The following is a 24,796-nucleotide window of genomic DNA, read 5'->3' as shown; positions in this document are numbered from 1 at the left end:
AAGATACTCTCGAATCCCGGATTCTTAAGCATAATCAACACTTACATGGAAACCATCGTTTTACTGCAAAAGCTTCTGACTGGGAACTATTTCTTCAACTAGGTGCTGAATCATTTGCTCATGCCCGCAGAATGGAATTGACAATTAAAAAAATGAAAAGCTCAAAGTATATTAAAGAACTTAAAGAAAACATTCGCGCTCGCGAAGTATTGCTCGATCAAACCAAATAAGCAACTGACTCTCCCGATTCATCGGGACAGTAGGTGCCTCCAGGTGGGCCCACAAGCCATTCGTTAATTCGGATGGCATTTGTTGTATTATTCACCTAAAATTTACCTTTGGGTCTCCAGACAAATTCTCACATAATAAAAACCTCACACCTATTTCCGCTTAAAAGTAGAGTAAGTTGACGACTCCGAACTGAGGTAACAAAGTGTGAAATGGTTGGGACACAAAAAAATCTTATCATCTGACTTTGTACTATTTAACCAATTCTTATACTTATCTCACTATACTTAAGATGTTCTACATTAACCAAATGAAGAATAGGAAGACTCCTTCAATTATTAATCCTGAAAAATAATGGATTGAATCACTTCTATACTCAATGGCTTATGGAAAAAATTCTTGATAAAGTCATAAGACTTTGATCTTATAATATCCTCTTCATCGGTTGATGAAGAAACCAAAAAAACTGACACGTTCTTATCAATAATATTATTACTCTTTAATTCTTCTAGCATACCCCATCCATCTAAAACAGGCATATTAATATCCAATAATATAATAATTTCATTTTCTATATCAACCAAAGATTTTATACATTCAATCCCTTTTAAACCATTTTCACAGTGATGTATATTAATAGCAGGATAAACTATATATGCCATTTTCTCAATAATAAACCTGTAAATAGGATCATCGTCTATAAGTATCAAATGCTTATTCATTATCTTTCTTATTTAGTATTTGAGTATCCTTTACTATAGATTTTATAATTTCATCGAGTTCATTTGCTGATGTCCTCATGTGTTTTAGCCATTCAGACAATTCATTCTTGTCTAATGTCTCACTCTCAATTAAATTCATAATACCAAGCATTCTTGAAAGTGGAGCTCTGACACCATGTGATTGCATCCAAGCAATATTCCTCAATTTTTGATTTTGGATTTCTATTTGTCTGACATGACTACTCCTACTAATTGCAAATTCAATACTCTTTTGCAAAAGGTTCGGGTCCAATTCATCCTTTATTAAGAAGTCATAAATCCCTAATTCCAAGCTTTTTCTTGCAAGAGCTATATCACCATAGCCAGTTAATATAATTATAGGAGTGATAAAAATAACTCCTAATATTTTATCGATCAATTCCAATCCACTTAGATCAGGTAAATGGAGATCTAAAAATATTAAATCAATTTGATGATTATTTTCTGCAAGGAATGCTATCGTAGAAGCAGCATCTTCGCAGTGATAAAGTTTAATATTTTTAAATCTATCTAAAAGATAGTCTTCGATCAAAATAAAATCACCCGGATTATCCTCTATTACAAGTATAGAAATATTATTTATGTTTCTCTCTGGTCTAAACATAACCTAGTTAGATAGCGTGCATAATTGCAACCAAAATTCCTCTATTTTCAAAATTGCCTTCAAAAAATCATCCATATTAATAGGCTTTTTAACATAACTGTTCGTATGATTTTCGTATGCTTTTGCAATATCCTTTTCATTAGAGGAAGTGGTCAAAATAATTATAGGTATCTTTTTTAGTACTGGATCAGATTTTACCGTTTGCAGTACTTCATGCCCGTTAAATATTGGGATATTAATATCCAACAATATTAAATCCGGTTTTTTAGCGTCCTTAAAATCTCCTTTCTTAAAGAGATAATCAAGTGCTTCTTGCCCATTCTTGGCTACATTAATTACTGTTTTTATCTTACTTTCTTCGAAAGCTTCCCGGGTGAGGAGAATGTCTCCTTCATTATCTTCAACTAAAAGGATGTTTGCCAACTTCATATTTCTATAGATTTTTTATTCTTGTTTTTAGCTATTGTAAAAAAGAAAGTTGTGCCTTGGCCAACTGTCGAATTAAGCCATATTTGTCCACCTAAAAACTCAACACTTCTTTTCACTACTGAAAGTCCAATTCCTGTTCCATCATGCTTATCTCGATTATGTAATCTCTGGAAAATAATAAAAATTTTATCAAAAAACTGCTCATCTATCCCAATGCCGTTATCAGAAACTGAAAACTCCCATTCATTTTCATTTTCCTTGACCTTAATTTCAATGACAGGAGCAATGCCTTCTCTTGAGTATTTAATGGCATTATCGAGCAGACCATGGAAGATTTGAACTAGTACAGCATTATACGAAAAAATTGATGGCATATCTTCAGCTAGTATAACTGCTGAACTTTCTTCAATCACTTTTCTCCTCAATTGTTTATAGCTAGCTATGACTTCATTCAAATTTACTTCTTCAAGATCTTCCGTAGGCTTACTAGCCCTAGAATATTCAAGCAGATCCAAAATGATGTTTTTCATGCGCCTAGCACCATCATTCGCAAAATAAATATATTGCAATGCTTTTTCATCCAGTTCATTTTCATACTTCCTTTTGAGCTGATCCATAAAACTGGATATCATCCGTAATGGCTCCTGTAAATCATGTGAAGTTACAAAAGCAAATTGCTCCAATTCTTCATTAGAGCGCTCCAGCTCTTTCGTATACTGCTTTAGTAACTCCTTGTTTTTAACCTCTTGTGTTATGTCTGATGAGATACCGATAATACCTTGTAGTTCATTATTTTCATTGTAAATAGGAGAATTGGTAATCAAGACTGGGAACTGGGTTCCATCCTTTTTCCGAACTTCAAATTCTCCCGTCCATGTTTGCCCTTTTTTCAGCATTTCCATGATTTGCTGGGCTTGTTCTCTATTCGTATCCGGAGTGGTTAGCTCCATGATATTCTTTCCTACTGCTTCTTCTGTTTTCCAACCATACATGGTTTCCGCCCCTTTATTCCAGTAAGTAACTTTCCCTTCAAGGTCGGTTGCAATAGTTCCCTGCTGAACCATACTCAATAAATTAGCCTTAAATCTATCCTCTTCTTCTGCCTTCCTGCGCTCGGTAATATCCATTATTACGGCTAAATACCTTTGGCTTTCTTCAACCGCTATGAGTTGAAGATGAACTTCTACTGGGTAAAGGCTTCCATCTTTTCTTCTGTGCGAAGTGAAAAATATTATTTTTTCTTTCTCTTTGTTTACTAATGGAAAAACAAGTTTCTCAAAAGTGACCTTTGTGTACTCAGGCTTTACATCGATAGGTGTTAATTCTTTTATTTCATCTTCTGTATAACCTAAATTATCCAGTGCTCCTTTATTGACATAAATAAATTTCTTCGTTTCTGAATCAAAAACATAAATCTCATTTAGGCTATTTTCCAGAGTTAACTGTAGACTATTTCGTTCTTTTTCCGCTTCTTTTCTTTCAGTTATATCCTGAAAGTATAAAGAAAGTCCACTTGGAGTTGGATAAATATTTTCCTGAAACCACTTATTTGACAGTTTATGGTAATACTCAAATCTTATAGATTCTTTAGTTTCTTTTACTTTCTTTAAATTTTCTTCCAATTCTGTACCCAATAATTCAGGAAACTTTTCAAAAATATTCTCACCTATAATTTCTAAGGAATCAACTTGTAATAGTTCCTCACTACTGGCATTCATATAACTGAAGCGAAAATCTTCATCTAAAGCATAAAAATTATCTGATATACTCCCCAAAATGGTGTTTTTTTCAATCAACGCAGAATAAGCAGATTCTTCGGCCTCTTTTCTGGAAGTAATATCAAAGCGAATTGCTAAATATTGAAAAGGCTTGTTTTTTGCATCCAAAAACGGTACGATGGTGGTATCCACCCAATAGTAAGATCCATCTTTAGCTTTATTTTTTATTTCTCCACGCCAGATATTACCTGATGCGATCGTTTTCCATAGGTTTTTGAAGAATTCTGCAGAATGATAGTTTGAATTAATAAGCCTATGAGTTTGACCTATGATCTCTTCACGCTTATATTTTGAGATTGTACAGAAATTTTCGTTTACATAAGTAATCACCCCCTTTTTATCCGTCACGGCGACTATGGAAGATTGATCCAAAGCAGACTTATAATCTTCCAGAGCTTTTAAACTAGTATCTAATTGTATTGCTGCAAGTTTTTGCTCAGTAATATCCTCACAAATAGCAACGGTTCTAATGGGCTTACCCTTCTCGTCTCTTATGAATGCAAGGTGAATTTTAACCCAAACAATACTTCCGTCTTTTTTTATGTATCGCTTTTCATTCTTATATTCTTCTTCACTCCGGGCGGCTTTACTGAATAATTCCCAATCTTTTTCGCGGTCCTCAGGATGGGTAAGCTCTAAAAAGTTCATTTGTAGCATTTCTTCCCTAGAGTACCCTGTTATGATTTCATAGTAGGAATTAACCAATATTACACGCCCATTGGATGGGTCAACTTGAGCAATTCCCAATGTAGCAATCTCAAAAATGGTTCTGAATTTGGCTTCACTTTGCTTTAACCCTATTTCAGCTTGCTTACGCTCGTTTATATCCTGAAAACTACCATAAACCCTCACACATGAACCATCAACAAATTCAGCTTTTGCAGTAGTGCGCACCCACAGCTCTTTATTATCGGAATTGACAATTATCGCTTCAACTTCATAGGACTTCCCAGTAGTAATACATTCCTCAAAGTTTGATAGTGCTAATTGGCGAAAATCCTCCCTGTAAAAATTAATAGCATCATCTACTGATGGAACAAAACTATCAGGGTCTGTTCCATATAACGCGTGAATTTCCTTTGACCAAAAGAGATTTTTGGTAACTAGATTCATCTCCCAGCTCCCTATTTTCGCAAGTGAACCAACTTCTCGATTTAATTCTCTTAGTTTCTTTTCTTCTGTAATGTTTTTGGCGGTGGTATAGATTAGCCCCTCCTCAAGATTGGTGTTACAAAACCAACTTAACCAAATGATTGCACCAGATTTGGTTATAAACCGTACTTCAAAATTAAAGGTGGTTTGACCCAATGTTAAGCGACCAAGTTCCTTGAAGGCAATTTCTATATCGGCTGGATGGATAAATTTCTCAAAAGTCTGATAGAGAATCTCTTCTTCAGTATACCCCAATAGCTCACAACCTGCTTTATTTATCGTTAAAAACCTTCCTTGAAAATCACCAATAGTTACAATATCTGGAATGGCATCAAACAAATGAGTCAAGTCATTTTCCAACATTTTCCGCTTCAGTTCTGCCCCTATATAGCCCTCTAAGCGCTCGAAGACACGAGTATAGCTTGTTAAGTGCTTGGAGATTTTCTTGACCCCAACAGTTAGCACACCTATCACTTCATTATTGGATATTAATGGAATCCCCATGACAGATACTAACCCGATTTTCCGTGCAGCTTTTCTTCTTAAAAAGTCGTCCTGATGATCTATGTCATTCCACAGAATTTGCGATTGATCAGACCATACTTTACCTACCAAGCTTTCTGACCTTTGAAATGCCGTAGTTTCTGATCCAACAGAATAGAAAGTTTCATCCTCTTTAGCCGACACATAGTGATTAATCAATCTCATGTGACTTTTCTCAAGATTCAGGGTCCATAATTCTACCCAATCGAACTTTCCAAATGTGCTAATCGTCTTGCAGAGCTTATGGGTTGACTTTAAGTAGTCATTCTCCGGGTTAAAATTCAGACTTACTTCTGTTAAAAAATCCTTTTCAAGTTCCTTGTTTCTTTGTTCGGTGACATCTCTTTGGACCGAAATAAAGTGGGTAATCTTTCCAGTTTGATCCACTAATGGACTTACGCCGAAATTTACCCAAAATTCATTTCCATCTTTTGTGTAGTTAACTACGGTAATTTCTGCAGCTTCACCCTGCTTTAGCTTTTCACCAAGTAGTTTTAATTTCTTCTTATCGGAATTAGGACCTTGAAGAAATCTTGGGTTTTTTCCCAACACCTCTTTTTCCGTATACCCCGTATTTCTACAAAAAGCGTCATTTACAAAGATTATTTTGGGACCCGGTTCTTCTAAAGGCTCCGCTTCAGTAATTAAAATAGACTCTGAAGTATTATAGATGACCTTTTCAAATAATTTAAGTTTATGCTCTTCCTCTTTCAGCTTGGTCACATCTCTTGAAACAGAAATTATTTGTTGTACCTGTTCGCTGTCTTTGTATACCGGTGACACGATCACATCCCACCATTTAGGCGTGCCTTTTACAGTAGGACTGTAGGCCGTAAACTGTGCTCTTTCACCCGCCAAAGCTTTTTCTATCGAGGATTTTACAAGTGTTTGGTTTTCACTTCCCCAGAGTGACATCCAATTTTTGTCCTTATAAGCTGAAAAATCATCTATTTCCATCTGGCAAAGCCCGTTGTAATTCATATACTGAAGTCGGCCTTCTGTGTCCATTAATTTTAAGCAATCAGGACTGCTTTCTATAAGAACACGGTTAAAAGCTTCACTTTCTTCGAGCCTCTTTCGATTGTTTACTTCTTTCGTGATGTCTCTAAAATTATCAACAATCCCTCCTACCGCTGTGTCATGAAGCAAATTTGTTATGACCGGTTCTACCCAGCGCCAAGAACCGTTTTTATGCCTTATGCGGGAAACATGTCCCTTCATAGGGACTCCAGGGTGTTCTAGAGAAAGTGCCAATGCATTTTCTGCTCCTGCTAAATCTTCAGGATGAATCAATTCTCTAAAATCAACCTCCATTGCTTCGGTTGGAGTATAGCCTAGTATATTTTTTACCGAACCCGACACATAGGTAGTCTTACCTTCTGCGGAGATAATGATGGTGCAATCCATGCTATTATCAACTAAGGACTTGAACCTTCTTTGACTTTGCTCAAATTTCTCCTTCTGTTCAATTTTATCTGTTACATCTCTTGAATTAATAACAATGCCATTAATTGCTGAGTTGTCTAGCATATTTATTAAAACTGATTCTACCCATCTCCATTCATTTTTATGGTTTTTAGCGCGATAGGGTTTCATTATTACTCTATCCTCTTTTATTGATTTTCTCAGTTCGGATTGAGTTTGTTTAAGGTCATCGGGATGAACAAAGTCAAATGCATTTTTACCAATAAATTCTTCAGGAGGAATACCAGCAATAGCAGTAATTGAAGGGCTCATGAACAAATAACGTCCTTCAGTATCTAGCACTGCCACCAAGTCAAATGCCCCAGTAACTAGTGCTTTGAAACGTTGTTCACTTTTAAGTAACTTTTTCTCTTGTTCCAGTTTCTCTTTGCCGTCCCTTGCTACGGAGTAAAAGAGTTTTGTACCCTCATCCCATCTGGATGACCAGATATTATATGCAATCCCGCCGTCTTTTTTTCTATACCTATTAGAGAATGACTTTATTTCTTCTCCGCTCTTTATGCTCGCATCCACAGAATCTGTAACATCTACATCTTCCTCAATTACCAACGATCTATAGTTTGTACCTAGTAATTCCTCAGGTGTGTAGCCCCAGTGCCTTGTTGCTGCTTCATTAACATAAATAAACTGCCCTTGCTCATTGAAAGTACAGAAAACATCCAAAGAAGAATTCAACATTTGTTCGGCTTCCAATCGCTTTTTTACTAAGCGTTTAATGTCTTTAGATTGGCAAGCGACGGAAACAATTTCACTATTTTCGCCGGTGATTGGCTTAAAGGTTATATGGGTATATTCGATTTTTTCTAGTTCAGGATTGAAAAAATGCTCTTCAACTTCAAAGTTTTCTCCATTAATCGCCCTTTTATAATAAGTCTTCCATTTCTGAATGGTTTCTTCATCTAAGCCTGGTATAAAGATGGATTCATTGAGTTTTTGCTCCGAACCGGTAACTTCTTTCACCTGATCAAAAAATGCTTGGTTGGCATAAATCAACTCATAATCTGGATTTATCATCCAAATTAGATCATTGGATTGCTGAAAGAAGAGTTCAAGTAAATGATTGTGATCCATTTTGTAAAAGTATCGTAATTGTATTGGAGAAACCCACCTTGAATCTATTCAAACATATTTCTAAAATATAGATTTTCTTCGTTTTCAATTCCAATTCCTGAGTTTTATTGCTTTAATGACTTCAATTCCAGAAATACAAACAGAAAGCTTTCTATTAACTGTACATCATCTGGTTTTGAAATAGTTTTTCAAGCTAAGAAAATAGTGAAAGATTGAATTTTGATTCGTAATTCCTTTGGACTAAAAGAGGAAAACTTCTTCAAAATACCTAATCTATCATCATGGGCTTCCTAGAATTTAATAGAAAAACATCAAAAAAAGCATGATATACAAATAGGCCTAATTTCACGAAAAAGATTAAAAACCTCATTCTATGCTGATTATTGCAAGAAATAGAACTTGCATATTTTCAGTCAGCGAATTAGAATCTATTTTTAAAACAAGAAATAATATGAACTGGAAAATGGTATGCACTTTTTACCAGCTTTTGAAAGTGAGTTTTATCCTTCCAAAGTGGATTCATAATTGATCCTCATTAAGGGAAAACCGACAATTTCATTTTTCTAAAATGCTAATCATGAAAGAGCGAACCATAAAATCTTCACTTCCACTTAAAAGCAAAGTAAGTTGTTGGTTCATCGTTGATATTTCGGATTCCATGAACCGATTGGGATTCCATAAAATAAAAATCTCCAGCTTTGGCGGTGTATTCCTGGCCATCTATCATTTGGGCCGTTTCACCTGAGATCATTAGGATAATTTCAGTTTCATCATGAGCGTGTGGTTCATGACTAGCTACTTTTCTGTCCAAAGTAGTCACGTGCATCTCCAATCGTTCGCACATAGCAGTTTCCCTATCGAAATAGGAACGAACCCCTCCTACGCTTGTGGACCTATAAGGCAAAGAATCAGCGTTGACCATCAGCGAATTACCTGAGGCAACTCCTCTAGACACATCCATTTTCTTCTTTGATCTGTATCGGATGATGTAATAGGTAAGCGGAGTAGTCCCAACATTCTCGAGTGAGTGCATTTGTAGTGGCATCAGAGAGACAACACCATTTGCTCCTAGTATGGAGCTTTCGCCGTCTATAGTCACCTTCATGGTTCCTTCCTTTACTATTATTATCTCCTCTATATCCTCGTTTGCATGCGCTGTACTTGGTTTAGCACCTACATTTTGAGTGGTGGCATGCATCTCTAGGTAATCCAAATGTGTGGAAACTCCTTCCAAAATAGGTCTGCTTACCCTATCATTGTTTGGAATAACCTTAAAATCATCCCACTTAAACACGCCGGACTCTATGGGTTTAAGTTGTGCAAAAGCTGATAATGTCATAAGGCAGAATAGAGTGATGAGTGTATATTTCATAGGAATATTTTCAAGTAGCCGTTTAGAAATATATGAAATTGGAATCAAAAACTGGAGTGAGCTCCTTTCTCAAGCTGGCTTTTAACTTTTTCCAATTTACCAAAAAACAGCTAATCCTACCTTTTGAATAAAATTGCCTAAAACAGTTCTATTATAGAACCCTAGCTCGTTTTACTGCGTCTTATCCCCTTGGTTTCAAATCCCCATAAATCATTAAAACTATTAAACTAGAACTATGAAAATCTTTACTTTACTCTTCACCTTAGCATTTACAGCATTCTCAATTGTACCAGAAGTCGCGAATGTTGACACTTCAGAAAGTACGATCACCTGGACTGCTAAAAAGGTCACTGGACAGCATCACGGCAAAGTTCCGATCTCTTCTGCAACGCTCGACTATCAAAATGGCAAAATCCTCGGTGGAACTTTCGAAATGGATATGACCAACTTGACTGTTGAAGATATTACTGATGCTGGATCCAACAAAAGATTAACTGACCACCTAAAATCAGATGATTTTTTCTCAGTAGAAAAGCATAATAAATCCAAGTTTGTGATCACAAAAGCAACAACAACCAACGGAAAAGACTACGAGCTTACTGGCAATCTGACCATCAAAAACATCACTAAACCAGTTACTTTCCCAGCAAGTGTGAGTGCAAAAGGTGGCATAATCATAGCAACGGGTAAATTAACTTTCGATCGTACCCACTACGACATCAAATACCGCTCAGGTTCATATTTCGAAAACCTTGCTGACAAGATGATCTACGATGATGTAGAACTAGATGTGAAATTGGTAGCAAGCGAATAATTACTAAACTACCACAACATAAAAGGCTGGGAAATCCCGGCCTTTTCAATTTTATCGCTAAGCAACATCGGTCACCAAGCACCTAACATCCAACTTCCACTAAATATCCCACTTCACAGTAAACAGTCCATACCTAGGTTGCACCAAGTAAGAATAAGTGCTGATCAGGTTCTCGGTAAAGCTATCACGGCGTATAGAGCGTGTATCAAGAATATTCCAAACTGTTAGTCTGAACTCCCAAGGACTTGACTTTCCCTGATAACTCAGAAAAGCATTGAAGAAATCAAAGTCACTAGTTGTACCAGATGCTTTATTCATGTACGAATTGTAGGTGTAATCCGCATTCAATTTCAAGCCCTTCCAGATATCCCAATCTACTTCGATTTTTGGAGAAAAGGTGTTAAAGGTATTCTTGGCATTGGTAGAATTGTAAAAGTTCTGATTCCAGGTATATCCCAAATCTACCTCCACAGTTTTCATAAACGTGCTAGTGTACTTGAAGAAATATGAATGTGCAAATTGACTATTTTGAATCAGGATTTGATCGACAAAACTGTTGGTGGAGTAGTTATTCCAGTTTCCTCCCCCAGAGATTTTGAAGGTTTGAAAACGCTTATCCGCTTGCAGACTTGCAGTTAACGACTCATTCACTGGATCAATATTTTGTATACTCATGATTCGATTGATCCCGGCAAAGTTGGTCGTATTTACCAAGTCATTATGTTTTCTCGTCCAACTCAGGTTTCCAAATAAATTAAGCGAGGAGAAGAAATCAAAGTGGTTATAATTAAGCGATTGGGTGTAAAACAAGCCATTGTCTAACTGTCTGTTTCCTTGGAAAATGGCATTGTAATCTGAGATCACCAATCCCTGCGCGAGTTTCTGTATATCCATGAAGTTCGCCTGACTACTAAATCGGTATGTCAATGATCGATTGGATTTTATGCTCCACTTGGCATACATGCCTGGTAGAAGCAGGAGTTTATCATTACTCAACTCATCTTCCATTTGCACATCATTCCATGCATATCGATGCAGAAAAAGAGAGGGACTGATGACCACTGATTTCCATTTGGTTTTGTAAGTCATCCCCAGATACAAATCCTGAAAGCCAAAACGGGAATCATTTTCAAACTCTTCCATATCAGCCTGCTCATCTGTATCCGCCTGCTCCACAAATCCTACTAACTCCTGTCTTGTGTCGGTATATCCCAAATTCCAGTTAATATGATTGGTCGGATTCAGGATATGATAGTAATTGAATGCTCCTTCCAGCGTACGGGTTTTGATATCCTGATTTTGGAGAAAACGGTAAGTTTCACGGTCCACAATTGGGAACATCCCATTGAAAGGTTTTTGATTGGTAGTCAAATCATAGAGGGGATTCGAGTAGTTTTTCTCCCAATTTGCCTCCACGGAAAAGACTCTTTTGTCAGAAGGAGCATGAAACCACTCCCCTTTTTGCTGAACTGTGTATGGCTGCCGGCTTTGGAAGCTATTTATTTGCTGTCGAATCTGCCCAAAATCTGAATCCTGAAAATTCTGAGTGGCGATGTCAGCCAACTTTCCAAAAACACTGTACTTCACATAGGTTTCTTCTTTAGGAGTAAACGTCAATGCATATTTCATCAAGCCAGACTTATTCTCAACTGTGTTTGCTGAAGTGAGTGTCTCCTGATTATTTTCATCTGTTCGCAAATAGGTTCGCTGAGAAGAAGACCCCAATTCATTTTTGGAAGCGGAACCGATCACAAAGCCTGAATGCCTCCATTTTTTATTCGGATTATAATTCAAATTCAATGCAGCCAATTCTGTCCTCAGATCAAGGGCATTATTTCGCTGTGCCATGGGAATTCCCAGGTCATCCGAGCTCACGCTAAGAGAGGAGCCTGACTTCCCAGCCAAACCAGCTAATCCTCCACTGAACCTAAAGTAATCCTGAAGGGTAAAAGCCAATTCCCCTACATTATTGGCGTCTGAGATCAGATTGAGATTCACTTTTGGTGAATAGTAAAAAGCATTCGCATGACCCAAATAGCGCTCTTGAGGTCCCGCTCCTGCAGTCAAGTCACCAAAAACCAAGTTCTTTTTCCCATCCTTCAATTGAATATTTAGCGCCAAAGTCTCGTCATTATCCAACCCACGAACTGGGGCTATTTCATTGAAATTCTTCAACACTTGGACTCGATCCACCGCATTTGCCGGAAGGTTTTTGGTAGCCAGTTTGGTATCTCCATCAAAGAAATTCTTTCCATCCACCATCACTTTGTCCACTTTTTTTCCCTGCACTTTTACCTCCCCATTATCATCCACTTCGAATCCCGGAAGCTTCTCCAGCACATCTTTGAGCTTCCGCTCCGTACCTGTAGTAAATGCATCTGTCTTATAAGTCAGCGTATCACCTTTCATTGTGATTGGCAGTTCAGTTACCACTTCCACCTGATCCAGCATGGTTTCATCCTGACTTAGAATAACCTTTATCTGCTCTTGATCAGACCATTCAGTGATCTTTAGCTCGAATTGCTTATACCCGACGAAAGACACGCGGAGCAAATATTCCGAACCAGGTGCGAGTCCAATTTTAAACCGACCCTCCCCATTAGTAATACCAAAGCCCCCGATTTTCTGAGTAGTCTGATTGATTGCTACGACATTCGCGTAAGCTATCGGCTGATTCAAACTGTCCAGGACTTGTCCGATCAGGTTTTTATTTTGAGAAAAAGATGGAAAGGCAATCAGAAGAAAAAAACCAATCGCAAAAAACCGCTTTGCTAATAACATGGATAGAATTTTATAAGCGATTAATTACCGATTTTGATCACCATCTCATTGCCGCTTCCTGGTTTGCCGGAATAGCGCTTCATCATTTCCTGCATTTTCTCTTCCGACAGCGCATCATAATCCTTACTGCTGATCATTTCTCCTTTTTTAGGAACCTCTATTTCCACCGCTTCATTTGGATTCAAAACAATGCGCTCGGCGATGTAGGTCATCCCTCTATTTTGCAATTCCAGTATCAACCCTGGTAATCCCCAAAAATCATCAGGACCATGGCTGACTGGAATCTGCATCGTAAACCAAGCGGTTACGTTGACGGTATCTTTAGTAATCTCCATCTCATCCTGACCCATGGAAAAAGTCTTACTATCCACAATCCTTGAGTAAGTAGCCTTTTGGCAGGTGTAATCACCGATCTGCTTGCTTTCTCCAGTCAATTCCCAGTCGTAAGTGTTCAGACTATCTTTGACCAAAAACCCTCTTCCCATCAAATCTTCCTCTTTGATATAGCTTTGCTCAGCCACATTCTTATAGAGTAATCTGTCCTGATTCCCGGTATTAATCACTATGCTGGCTCCACCTGAAGAAGCCGTAGCTGGACCAGATCCTAGACTTTCGACTTGCTTCCAGTTGGATTCTGTTTGGGAAAAAGAAAGGATGTATTCACGTTCCATTTGCTTTTTCAGTTGCTTCTGAAGGTCAGCAATGACATCGGGAGCCATTTTGGTGCTGTCCATTGAAATCTTGAAACTGGAGGAAGTTTTATAGTATGCTCTACCGGTAAGACCTTGAGCTTTGGCAGTAAAGATCGAGCCCATCAGGGCAAATGCGAGAAATAGAATTCGTATGTTCATAGCTGTAAATTTGTTGCTACAAACCAATACAAACTGCCTCTGCAACTTAGTTAAGCACTGTTAACGTGTGTTAACATTCGATTTTATAAATTTCCTAGCATCTACTTTAGCACAGTGAAAAAGCTACATTTCAAGCGAATAAGTATTTTGATTGCCCTCACGCTGCTGGTGAGTATAGGTGTGCAGATCTACCGTAATGTCACTCAATTCAAGCAAAATGAAACTCAACTCAGCGCTGATATCCAGCAAAGTTTGGACAATGCGCTCGAAGTGTACTTCGCTGATTTGGCTAAAACAGATGTGATCACGCTCACAGAGAATAAAAGCTCTACTATCAAACTTAGGACAACAGGAAATGCAGAGTTTGACAGCACGGAGAATGATTTTTTTAAGAGAATTGGGGAAAGCAAAGTCCTTTTTAAAGCACTGGAGAAAATGGAAGCTGGTGACACTTCGAGCTTAAGTTGGTTCGGGGAATTTGATACCACCAAAAATCTCAGGTTTCATACAAAGATTGATACGTTGAATACGATTGATCCCCATGAAATACAAAATATCAATATTTTCAGAGGCCTGAATGCTGCCGACAGCATCAGGAATCTTAAAATGCTCACCAACCAGATTATTATCTCGATAACTCGGGATTCACTTGATTTTGAGAAAATCAGCAGGCTGGTGAAGGATGAATTGGATCGGCGAGATATCAGTATAAATTATGGCCTGCTCCAATACGAAAAAGACACCATAGCTGGTTCTTTTAACTATCCGGAATTAACAGAAATGCCTTTTTCCACGGTTTCAAAATCCACTTTCTTACCTCGTGGCCAGAAGCTGGAAATGTATTTTGAGAACACTGCCCTCACAGTTCTGAAGCGCGGAATAGTTGATATTCTCATGTCTGTAATCTTTCTTTTGATTATCTCAGGAGCGTTTTATTACCTCTACCAAACCATCAAAAACCAAAAGGAAATAGCTGAAATCAAAGAAGACTTGATCGGAAATATCACCCACGAATTCAAAACTCCCATCGCAACAACGCTCTCAGCAATAGAAGGAATCGAGCAGTTCAACCCTGAAAACAATCCTGAAAAGACCAAAAAGTACTTGGGGATTTCCAAAGGCCAAATGCTCAAATTGAACTTGATGGTGGAGAAATTGCTGGAAACTGCCACCTTGGATTCCGATCAATTTATACTTCAAAAAGAGGAGGTCGATCCACTTCCAGTTCTCAGGTCTTTGGTTCAGAAGTTTCAAACTTTGGCACCGGAGAAAGAAATAGAGCTCGTAATGCCTTCTCATATAACCCCCATTCAGGTCGATCCTTTTCACTTCGAAAATGTACTTTCTAACTTATTGGATAATGCGCTCAAATACGGTGGTGATAAAGTAAGAATTACAGTTGATCAGGGAGACAGCACTAGAATCAGGATTTGGGATAATGGTGGAAATATAGGTTCAGATCAAAAAGAACGGGTTTTCGAGCAGTTTTATAGAATCCCAAAAGGAAATCTTCATGATGTTAAAGGCTTTGGAATTGGACTTTATTATGTGAAGAAAATCATTGAAAAACACGAGGGTAAAATCGAGCTGGAATCATCCGAAAGAAGCACCTCATTTATTACGATTTGGCCATGAGTAAAGTCAGAATTCTACTAGCAGAAGATGAGATGGCGCTGGGAATGATCATCCAAGAAAGTCTGGAAAGCCGGGATTTCAAGGTTACCCTTTGCGCTGATGGACAGCAAGCTTGGGAAAGTTATCAAAACTCAAAACCAGAGGTACTGATACTAGATGTGATGATGCCGAAAAAGGACGGATTCACTCTGGCCGAGCAAATCCGAAAGATAGATCCTTACACACCGATTATCTTTTTGACTTCAAAATCCCAAACTGAAGATGTCTTGAAAGGCTTTGGGTTGGGTGCCAATGACTATGTGCGTAAACCCTTCAGTATGGAGGAACTTATCGTACGGATCAAAGCTCAGCTTGATCGACAGCAATTGCGCAAAAATCAGTCGGATTGGTTAGGTCTTGGGAAATATGAGTTCCACCCAACCAAGCAACTTTTAAAGCTTGATAATGAAGAATGTCACCTAACCGCCCGAGAATCCCAACTCTTGAAAATCCTTCTGGAAAACGCCAATCAGATTACCGATAGAAGTTTGATTCTCACGCAGATTTGGGGTTCAGACGACTTTTTCAATGCCCGCAGTATGGATGTTTTTATCACTAAGCTTCGCAAAAAACTGCAGGATGATGATCAAATCCAGATCTTGAATGTGCGGGGATTTGGGTATAAGTTGGTGTGCTAGCATTCACCATGTTTGTATCACAGGCCATTTAACCTGAACTATTTCGGTCTGTGAGACTGAAACCGAGGCGAAGTTTAGGCATTTGAAGCTTATCATCTTTTAAAGCTTATTAAGATAATCCGCGAGAATTTACCCTTCCTAGTCATCGTTATACACCCGAAGAGAATCTTAACCCTACTAAGATTTTGTGTGGAGAGAAGTCGGAGGCAAAGGCTGCTTGGAATTTTAGGAAAAGGTCCCAAGTAGTCGCCTCTGCACCACGCGATTTTTAATACTTTAACCAATGCATTAAAAAACCCCATCATTACTTAGATTTTTACAGAAAAAATCTTGAGTTTGAGGTAATAAAACCACCTCATTTCAAGCAAACATGCGGACTCAAGTCATTACTCTACTTTTTCTTATCAGCAGTTCTCTGGCTTTTGCACAGACCAAGCTAGACACCAAAACTCTTGATACTAAGCTAAAAGCACTTCAAGAAGCTACACAAACAGTTGGCTTTTCAGTAGCTGTCGTCAAAGGCGATCAACTGATTTATTCCAAAGGTTTTGGATATCGAGATTTGGAAAACAAAATCCTAGCGGATGAAAACACGCTTTATGCAATTGGCTCCTCTTCCAAGGCCTTTACAGTTGCACTTTTAGGAATTATGGAGGAGGAAAAAGGCCTGAAGTTTACCGACAGCCCGAAGAAGTACCTGCCTGAACTGGAGTTCTACAATGACGAATTAAATAACCAAGTCACTATTTTGGATATGATCAGTCATAGAACTGGACTTCCACGTCACGATATTTCCTGGTATTTATTTCCAACAGCAGATAAGGACAGCCTCCTGGCACGGGTGAAATACCAAGAGCCATTCACAGGAATTCGCAAGCAATGGTATTACAACAACTTCATGTATTTGGCACAAGGCCTGATTACAGAAAAGCTGACTGGCAAAAGCTGGGAAGACAATATTAGAGAGCGCTTCTTTAAGCCACTTAACATGACTAACTCCAATGTGAGCATAAGCGAAATGGTATCTCAACCTAATATCTCCAAAGGCTACAGTTTGGAAGACTTCACTACAAACAAAGCTATGCCTTACTACGATATAGCTGCTATCAGCCCGGCAGGAAGTATCAATAGTAGTGTAAAAGAGATGTCCAATTGGTTGAAGATTTGGCTTAACAAAGGAAAACTAGGCGAAACTCAGGTCCTTCCTGAAGCTTATGTGGCGAAAGCTGTCAATCCCTTGATGCTCGTAGGAGGAGGAATTGCCGACAAACAATTTCCAGATCAGCACCTGAACAGTTACGGCTATGCTTGGTTCAATTCTTCTTACAAAGGTCACTATAGGCTAGAACACGGAGGAAACATAGATGGCTTTTCTGCCAATGTAGCATTTTTCCCAACTGACAGCTTAGGCATCGTAGTCCTGACTAATCAAAACGGTTCTGCCTTGCCTGGACTGGTTCGTGATGCACTTTCAGATGAACTATTGGGATTGGAAAAAACTGATTGGGTGAGCTACTACAAAGAGAAGATCGGGAAGATTAAAGAACAACAGGAAAAGGCAAAAGCAGAGAAAAAGTCCAACACCATTCCAAATACTACTCCATCGCACAGCCTAATCGAGTACACGGGTAAATACTACCATCCGGGTTATGGTACTTTCACTATTGAATACAAAAACGATTCACTTTGGGCTCAGTTCGTAAGAGAAAGAGTCTATCTAAACCATGTGCATTACGATATCTTTGATGCTTTTGCGGTAGTAGACAACAAAGTAGACACGACTTCTGGCGGAGGTTTAAATTTCAATTTCCGAACCAACGACCTCGGAGATATAGAAGCTGCAAGTCTGAAATTAGAGCCGACATTGGATCCGATATCTTTCAAGCGTACTCCGGCAGAAGCAAAAGTTACAGCGGAAACTCTTGAGTCTTATGTGGGAACATACACGTTGGGAGGAACTGACTTGAAAGTATTTATGAAGGAGGAAAAGTTGACCTTGTTTGTACCAGGACAGCCAGAATATACGATCACTCCCACCGGTGAAAATGAATTTATCGTCAAAGGTTTAGACGGATATAAAGTACGCTTTGAAGAAAAAGATGGAGTAACTACCATGCTGCTAATCCAACCCAATGGAACGTTTCCAGCCATCAAAAAATAACTTCCAATGAAATCAATCACTGTGGTTGGTTCTGGAATAGTGGGTTTAACTTCTGCTATTTCACTTCAGGAAGCAGGTTTTCATGTTCGACTTGTCGCCAAAGAACTATATGACAAAACTCTTTCCAGCAAAGTCGGAGCAATTTGGTTTCCTTTTGAAATCCAACCCAAAGAAAAGACAAACCATTGGGCGACGCTTGCATATGAGCGCTATGAAAGTGAAATCAAGGAAGGAAATGGCGTTTCTTTTATTCCCTTTATCACAGCGTACACCCCAGAAAGTAACATAGACTGGACAAAGCAACTTCCAGAAGGAAAAGTCAGAAAAGCAAAACCTGAGGAATTACCAAAAGGAATGCAAATGGCATTTATTTCTGAAGTTCCATTGGCAGAACCCCAACTCTATTTGCCACATCTTTTCGAGCGTTTCATAGACAATGGAGGTTCTTTTGAAAAATGGGAAATTACTTCGTTGGAAGAAATGGCTGGTTTGGATGCCTTGGTGATCAATTGCACGGGCTTGGGAGCAAAAGCTCTCTGCAATGACGATGATCTTCATCCCATGCGCGGGCAAATTCTTCGCTGTGAGAAAATGGATATTCCATCATTTGCCGATCCCACTAAAAGAGGCGCACTCAGCTATGTGATTAATAGATCTGAGGATTCTGTGATTGGGGGAACTGACTATGAGAATGATTGGAATGAAACCGAAGATCCAGCTGATACCACATTAATTCTCGAGCGGCTAAAGGAAGCTAGCAATGCAGAAAGTCCACAATTACTAGAAGTGATGGTTGGACTACGGCCAAGAAGAAGTGCTGTTCGATTTGAGTTTGATGGAGTCTTCTCCACAGTTTTTCATAACTATGGACACGGAGGGGCAGGTTTTACAGTGGCTTGGGGTTGTGCATTGGAGCTTGCAGATTTGCTTGTAAAAAGGCAAAAGCATTAGTTCCTCAATTATTAACCTTATATTTTTTGTATGTTCTTGTCTTTGCTTCAATCTATTTTGAACTGCCTATGGCTAGACATTCATTACCTGAGGCGAAGAAGCTTTGAATTGTATCACATGAAAACATGAACTCAAGAATAATCCTAATCTTATTAATTTTTAATGTCTCGTTCAGTTTCGGGCAGACCTCTCTTGATGAAATTGATCTGGAAAAGGGGAAGTTTACGGTGGGTTTTCGACACTATGTGACTGCTGACAGCACACGTACTTACCAGAGAATTTACGATTGGAACAATAACACCATCCCCAGACCAATTCCTGTAAGCATTTGGTATCCTTCAACAGATCATCCGAAGCAATCTGAAGCAAGGACTGTTTTAGATTACATGCAAGTTCTAAAGGAAGAAGAGGAATGGGAATACCTCCCAGATGAGCAAATTCTGAACTGGTTTTATTATCCAAATACAGTTGAAAATCAACGACATCTCCAAGAGGTAACAAGAGCTTTTGCTGGAATCAAACCTGCCAAAGGTAATTTCTCAGTTCTAGTCTATGCTCCAAGCTATCAGGCATCATCTATTGAAAATTTCGCTCTTTGCGAATATTTAGCAAGCCATGGCTATATCGTGATATCAAGTCCAAGTCGAGGGACGGAAAATAAATTTCTTGAAGGAGGAACGGGAAAAGACTTGGAAACTCAGGCAAGAGATATTGAATTTTTGATAGCAGAAGTAGCCAAAATACCCCAGGCAAACCTCAACCAACTTGCGACGATGGGCTTCAGCTTTGGAGGCTTGTCTAATGTACTTGCACAGATGCGAAATGAGCAAATCAAAGCAATTGTAAGTCTGGATGGAAGCATTAAATATCAATATGAAACCTTAAAGCAATCACCTTTTTTCAATCTTGAAAAAGTGGATGTTCCCTTTATCCATTTTGCGCAAAAAGACATTCCAAAGGAGGTTATTATTGCGGACAAAATAGACCCAAGCTTAGATCACAACTTTGAATTTTATGACAGTTTGAGCAATAGTCAGGCGTATAGCCTAAAATTCCACAACCTATCGCATTCCTATTTTAGCACTTTAGGTGTATTATTCCAACCTCGGGATGAGAGACAAGATAAAAGTGATCTTGAAATCATGGAATCTTATAAATTGGCTTCTGTTTACACCTTAAAATTTCTGGATGCATTTTTAAAAGATGATCAGGAAGCATTGAAATTCATAACTAACCAGCCTTCTGATAATGGCATAAAAGAAGACCTAATAAGCTACCGATCCAAGCAAGCAGATATTCAAGTTTTCTCATTCCTGGATTTCAATGAACTAGCATCATCCCAGAATTATCAAAATCTGATTTCCCTATACGAATCAACTTTGAAGGAACATCCTGACTTGAAATTGCCTGAAGGAAACTTGAACAATCTGGGATTACAGCTTTTGTACAAGCCAGAGACAGCCCAGAATGGAATAAATATTTTCCTATTAGCTACCCATTTATATCCAGAATCAGCAAACCTTTTTGACAGTTTGGGTGAAGCTTATCTGTTTGTTGGGGACAATGAAAAGGCAATGGAAAATTTTGAAAAATCTCTTGAATTATATCCTGAAAACCAAAATGCCATTGAGCGTTTAAAACAACTTCGGAATTGAAGCTACTTCCATTACTAAAACCATATCCAGGTCTTTCCAAAATAGAACTCACAAGCTAATTCTGTAACCACCAAATTATTAGAAAGCTGCTTTTCTCTAAGGAAAAAACGCATTTCAAGAAAAAACAAAGAGTATTTAATATGATTATTCGCTATTCTGCCAGTAAAGAAAATTATAAAAGCAAAATTTGGTATTCAGTATTCAAATCGCATAATATCATGGTTAGCTCCGTCCCGATAGCTATGCGGGAGAGCAAGACTATTCATGACCCTGTACGAAGTGCAGGGTAAACGAATCGATAGCATTTCTAGCCCTGCAAGGGCGAAACTATAAAGTGACACCCCTTCGGGGCTTGTTAACCAAGTATTTTCTTTACCCCCGGCTCTGCCGAGGGTTATGAATTGTCTCAATCCTTCGGATCTTGCTTGTCATAGAATATTTGGCTTTTGGCACGATTCCATATAACCATAATATTTGCCCAGTACTTTTAATCCAGAATCAATTAATTTCCGAAATGAAAAAAACATTCTTAGCCCTATCTATACTTTACACAGGACTATTTTCCTGCACTCCCAAAATCGGCTCCATCATTACAGTATCAGAAGTTGCACGGGTGGAAAGAACTCTCTCTGCAGATGATATGGAAGGGAGAGGCATTTATTCTCCTGGATTGGAGAAGGCTGCCAATTTCATCGCTTCCGAGTTTGGAGCAAGCGGCTTGGAGTATTTCGGAGATAATACTTCCTATATGCAAAGCTTCGCTATGCTACTGGCAACTCCTGCAGAAGTGAGTGGAACGCTTGACAAAGAAGCTTTGAGTCCTAGCAATTTGGTTGTAAATAGTACGTCTGAAACTATAGAAATCAATTCTCTGTCAGAAATAGATGTGGTCAAAGTACCAAAAGATGCCGATTTCAATCAGTTGGTATTTCCTGTCTTGAGAGGTGAAAAGAATGCATTGGTTCTGATAGATCCTTCGCATGCGGCCAACTACGCAAGATTAGGAAGAATTGCAGGCAGGGCAAAATTCCCGATTGCACATTCACAGGTTTTCGTGATGACAGAAACCCTAGACCCTAGCTCTGTTTCACTTAAAATCACTAATAAAATTACTGAGCAAGAGCTGAAGAATGTCGTTGGTGTCATTCCTGGCAAATCTCTAAAGGATGAATATGTAGTCTTTGGAGCTCATTACGATCACCTTGGAATAGGTAGACCGGATGCAAGCCAAGACAGCATTTACAACGGCGCAAATGACGATGCAGCCGGAACTACCGCTGTTATGATGCTGGGTAAGTATTTCAATAAGATAAAGGATAATGAGCGCACCTTGATTTTTGTAGCCTTCACGGCGGAAGAGTCTGGTGGATTTGGAAGTACTTACTTCAGCCAGCAACTGGATCCTGACAAGGTTGTCGCCATGTTCAACATCGAGATGATAGGTACCGAAAGTAAATGGGGAACAAATTCTGCTTACATCACAGGCTTTGAAAAGAGTTCTATGGGCGAGATACTTCAAAAGAATCTGGAAGGATCCAAATTCCATTTCGAACCAGATCCTTATCCAAAGCAAAACTTATTTTATAGATCTGACAACAGAACTTTGGCAGCATTGGGAGTGCCGGCACATACCATCTCTACTTCCAAAATGGACGAAGCGCCAAACAACGAACCTAATTACCACAAAGCAAGTGACGAGTTCGAAACGCTAGATATGGAGAATATGACCGAGGTAATTAAAGCCATCGCACTCAGCAGCCAAAGTATTATCAGCGGGAAAGACAGGCCGACTAGAGTAGAGAAATTGGATTAAAAATCGATATGAATTTCCTAAACAATTATAAAAAAACCCTGTCAAAATCACTTTTGACAGGGTTTTTTACTTGGTGCAATCTAGTTCTTGGACTCTTTAACCTACACTACTGAAGGCACTTCAAAACCAGGTCTATATTCTCTGGTAAGCATAGCGTCTGCTTCTGAATCGTTGACAAATTTCTCTGACTTAGGGTCAAAGTCAAGAACACGTCCCAATCTATAGGCGATATTGCCTAAATGAGCCAATCCAGAAGATAAATGTGCGGTTTCCACCGGTCCATTTAGGATAGATTTATCATGCTTACGAACTGCCTCTATAAAATTGGTAAAGTGACCATCTGTCCCTCCTGCACCTCTGTCCATTCCTGAAGCTGCTGCTCCCCCATCGTCACCGTATTGCCCTGGAGTGCGGTCATTTCCCAAGTAGGTTTTATACTTATCGTAGCCATCGACCACCAGATACCCTTTGTCCCCATAGAAGATATTCCCAACAGTAGCTCCATCCTCTGCATTGGTGTACCAAGGACGAACTTCGAACTGTATGATTTTATCCTCATCAGGATAGTTATAGATAGAAGTTAAAACTTCAGGAGTTTCCTTACTGTCCTTCCAAAGGTATTTGCCTCCCATGGAAGTAATTTTGGTTGGGAAACCTACATCCAGTCCCCACATACAAAGATCAGTTTCATGGATACCTTGGTTTCCGACATCACCATTTCCATAATCAAAATGCCAATGCCAATTGTAATGTACCAGATCACGGGTAAAAGGAACCTTTGGAGCAGGGCCGGTCCACAAGTCATAGTCCAATCCATCTGGCACCGGAGAAGTCCCCTTGACACCTATATCACCACGCATTCTAAACACAAGACCTCGAGCCATATAAACTCTACCTATGTATCCGTCTCGCATCAATTGAATAGCTTCCTGCACTGCAGGTGAGCTCCTCAACTGAACTCCATGCTGCACGATCCGGTCATACTTTTCAGCGGCCTCGATCATCTTACGACCTTCAGAGATATTATGCGATCCTGGCTTTTCTACATAGACATCCTTGCCTGCTTGGCAAGCCCAAATAGTAGCCAATGCATGCCAGTGATTAGGAGTGGCCAAACTCACTACATCGATGTCTTTATTATCAAATACCTTTCTCAGGTCTTGCTCAATGGCTACATCTTTGCCGTATTTCTCCTTAAAAGCTTTCTGCGCAGGGGTCAGGAGGTTCATGTCTGGATCACAAAGTGTAGTGATCTCAACGTCTTTCTGAGCCATAAAGCCCTGGATATGACTTTTACCTCTACCATTAATCCCCAAGACAGCTGCATTTATTCGGTCATTGGCGCCAAACGCTGAGGAAGGGATAAATGTGGGTAGTACCATTGCTGCCGTCCCCGCTAGTGCGGATTTTTTGATGAAGGTTCTTCTAGACGATTCTTTACTCATGGTTAGATTTATTTTGGGTTGTTATTAAATTCAATTTATTGAAAAAATAGTATTTCTATGTATAAACTTATATGTATGGATGTTTTCAGGCAACAATCAATGCACTAATTAACTAATCTCCAAAATATCTTTTGTTTAGCTTGTAAGCAAATCTAAAAGAATGATTTTAATAGCCACGATTTTTTAGGGTCGGAAAAGCTTTCCTAAAAAACCATGGATTTCCTCCAATACAGAATCCCACCTATAAAAAAGGAATATGATTTACGCGAAAAACAGCTTATCCTTCCTCTAAGCGCAAACTATAATCTCCAGCTAAACATGAACCTCATTGGTTGAAAAATCTATTTTATAAGGGGCGGCATAGAAATATGCCCAGATGGGCTTCCTGCTATTCCTCCAAGGATTTCTACAATTGGAAAAATGAAGGAGTGGTGTTGGACCTCTACATGGGAGACCGCTGGAATGGGCAGGGGAAACTGGAATCTGAATACGTTTTTCTTCCGATTACGATAACAGAGGAAGGCGAAATGGAAATACACTGGTACAATGAGTGGGATCTGAGCATGTTTACTCCTGAGAAAAAGCAATAG

Annotated in this window: 17 protein-coding genes; 9 read left to right on the top strand and 8 right to left on the bottom strand. The window is 38.9% G+C overall.

The window, feature by feature from the left end; all coding sequences use genetic code 11:
• Positions 1 to 230 (top strand): GIY-YIG nuclease family protein (locus tag LV83_RS21550; RefSeq protein WP_111613041.1); only part of this gene is annotated, 230 nt, incomplete at its 5' end.
• Positions 231 to 566: 336 nt separating this feature from the next.
• Here LV83_RS21550 and LV83_RS18440 read toward each other — a convergent pair.
• The 5 genes from LV83_RS18440 to LV83_RS18420 all read right to left on the bottom strand — a co-directional run bounded on the left by LV83_RS18440 (position 567) and on the right by LV83_RS18420 (position 9,390).
• Entirely contained in the window at positions 567 to 950 is a 384-nt protein-coding gene (locus tag LV83_RS18440; protein ID WP_111613040.1) for a response regulator, read from the bottom strand.
• Positions 943 to 1,593 carry a response regulator gene (locus tag LV83_RS18435; RefSeq protein ID WP_111613039.1) on the bottom strand — a complete coding sequence of 217 codons (651 nt, stop codon included), beginning with the start codon at positions 1,591 to 1,593 and terminating at the stop codon, positions 943 to 945. Before LV83_RS18435 ends, LV83_RS18440 begins: the two co-directional genes overlap by 8 nt.
• A 3-nt stretch (positions 1,594 to 1,596) precedes the next feature.
• Complete coding sequence (locus tag LV83_RS18430; RefSeq protein WP_111613038.1) at positions 1,597 to 2,022, bottom strand: response regulator; 426 nt, start codon at positions 2,020 to 2,022, stop codon at positions 1,597 to 1,599.
• A complete protein-coding gene (locus LV83_RS18425) occupies positions 2,019 to 8,051 on the bottom strand; it encodes a PAS domain S-box protein (RefSeq protein WP_111613037.1) in 6,033 nt (2,010 codons plus the stop codon). Before LV83_RS18425 ends, LV83_RS18430 begins: the two co-directional genes overlap by 4 nt.
• A 601-nt stretch (positions 8,052 to 8,652) precedes the next feature.
• Positions 8,653 to 9,390: a cupin domain-containing protein gene (locus tag LV83_RS18420; protein ID WP_158530625.1), complete on the bottom strand. Its 738-nt coding sequence runs from the start codon at positions 9,388 to 9,390 to the stop codon at positions 8,653 to 8,655.
• A gap of 268 nt (positions 9,391 to 9,658) precedes the next feature.
• Between LV83_RS18420 and LV83_RS18415 the strand changes: the two genes are divergently transcribed.
• The gene (locus tag LV83_RS18415) at positions 9,659 to 10,237 is read left to right on the top strand and encodes a YceI family protein (protein ID WP_111613035.1); all 579 of its coding nucleotides are present in this window, start codon (positions 9,659 to 9,661) and stop codon (positions 10,235 to 10,237) included.
• Between the two features lie 99 nt (positions 10,238 to 10,336).
• Here the strand turns inward: LV83_RS18415 and LV83_RS18410 are convergent, their stop codons facing one another.
• Complete coding sequence (locus tag LV83_RS18410; protein WP_111613034.1) at positions 10,337 to 13,018, bottom strand: TonB-dependent receptor; 2,682 nt, start codon at positions 13,016 to 13,018, stop codon at positions 10,337 to 10,339.
• Between the two features lie 20 nt (positions 13,019 to 13,038).
• Positions 13,039 to 13,869 carry a GLPGLI family protein gene (locus LV83_RS18405; protein ID WP_111613033.1) on the bottom strand — a complete coding sequence of 277 codons (831 nt, stop codon included), beginning with the start codon at positions 13,867 to 13,869 and terminating at the stop codon, positions 13,039 to 13,041.
• 114 nt (positions 13,870 to 13,983) lie between these two features.
• Between LV83_RS18405 and LV83_RS18400 the strand changes: the two genes are divergently transcribed.
• The 6 genes from LV83_RS18400 (at position 13,984) to LV83_RS18375 (ending at position 22,761) form a co-directional block, all read left to right on the top strand.
• Positions 13,984 to 15,504, top strand: a complete 1,521-nt coding sequence (locus LV83_RS18400) for a sensor histidine kinase (protein WP_111613032.1) — start codon at positions 13,984 to 13,986, stop codon at positions 15,502 to 15,504.
• The gene (locus LV83_RS18395; protein WP_111613031.1) at positions 15,501 to 16,181 is read left to right on the top strand and encodes a response regulator transcription factor; all 681 of its coding nucleotides are present in this window, start codon (positions 15,501 to 15,503) and stop codon (positions 16,179 to 16,181) included. The genes LV83_RS18400 and LV83_RS18395 overlap by 4 nt, the downstream gene beginning before the upstream one ends.
• 370 nt (positions 16,182 to 16,551) lie before the next feature.
• Entirely contained in the window at positions 16,552 to 18,342 is a 1,791-nt protein-coding gene (locus tag LV83_RS18390) for a serine hydrolase (protein ID WP_111613030.1), read from the top strand.
• 6 nt (positions 18,343 to 18,348) lie between these two features.
• Positions 18,349 to 19,293 carry an FAD-dependent oxidoreductase gene (locus LV83_RS18385; RefSeq protein ID WP_111613029.1) on the top strand — a complete coding sequence of 315 codons (945 nt, stop codon included), beginning with the start codon at positions 18,349 to 18,351 and terminating at the stop codon, positions 19,291 to 19,293.
• 125 nt (positions 19,294 to 19,418) lie between these two features.
• Positions 19,419 to 20,948 (top strand): prolyl oligopeptidase family serine peptidase, encoded by a 1,530-nt coding sequence (locus LV83_RS18380; RefSeq protein WP_111613028.1) that lies wholly within the window; start codon positions 19,419 to 19,421, stop codon positions 20,946 to 20,948.
• A gap of 514 nt (positions 20,949 to 21,462) precedes the next feature.
• Positions 21,463 to 22,761, top strand: coding sequence for a M28 family peptidase (locus LV83_RS18375; RefSeq protein ID WP_111613027.1), 1,299 nt, complete (start codon positions 21,463 to 21,465; stop codon positions 22,759 to 22,761).
• A gap of 101 nt (positions 22,762 to 22,862) precedes the next feature.
• Here the strand turns inward: LV83_RS18375 and LV83_RS18370 are convergent, their stop codons facing one another.
• Positions 22,863 to 24,206 (bottom strand): Gfo/Idh/MocA family protein, encoded by a 1,344-nt coding sequence (locus tag LV83_RS18370; RefSeq protein WP_111613026.1) that lies wholly within the window; start codon positions 24,204 to 24,206, stop codon positions 22,863 to 22,865.
• Positions 24,207 to 24,538: 332 nt separating this feature from the next.
• Between LV83_RS18370 and LV83_RS21675 the strand changes: the two genes are divergently transcribed.
• Positions 24,539 to 24,796, top strand: coding sequence for a hypothetical protein (locus LV83_RS21675; protein WP_245947096.1), 258 nt, complete (start codon positions 24,539 to 24,541; stop codon positions 24,794 to 24,796).

The organism is Algoriphagus yeomjeoni (genome assembly GCF_003259505.1).
In the GTDB taxonomy this organism is placed as follows: Bacteria; Bacteroidota; Bacteroidia; order Cytophagales; family Cyclobacteriaceae; genus Algoriphagus; species Algoriphagus yeomjeoni.
This window is presented reverse-complemented; position numbering and strand designations above follow the sequence as displayed.